This window comes from Wenyingzhuangia sp. 2_MG-2023, assembly GCF_030548295.1.
GTDB lineage: Bacteria > Bacteroidota > Bacteroidia > Flavobacteriales > Flavobacteriaceae > Wenyingzhuangia.
In genome coordinates this window covers 1-260 of sequence record NZ_JAUOSB010000123.1, presented here as the reverse complement: position 1 = coordinate 260, position 260 = coordinate 1, and the positions used below count along the sequence as shown (strand labels likewise).

Here is a 260-nt window from a genome sequence, read left to right as displayed (position 1 = left end):
AGTCCCGTGTGATCCTTTTTAGGAACATTGCCTTTTGGGGCTTTGTTCCCACCAAAGACCTTCTTGTTCTTTGCTTGAGCGGGCATCTCCTTCTTATTATTGTTGTACTTCTTATTTGCATAAGGAATGTAGCCAAGACCATGCTTGATTTTGGGTGACCTTTGCTTAGACAAAAGATCATCCAAAGACATCTTGCTTTTGGAAGAAGTGAGCTTGTCAAGCTCCTTTGTCAATCTAACATTTTCCTCAAGGATAGTTCC

Annotated in this window: 1 protein-coding gene; it reads right to left on the bottom strand. The window is 41.2% G+C overall.

Annotation, left to right across the window (positions count from 1 at the left end; all coding sequences use genetic code 11):
* Nucleotides 1-260: hypothetical protein (locus tag Q4548_RS16890; RefSeq protein ID WP_303457222.1), on the bottom strand; the 260-nt coding region annotated here is incomplete at both ends.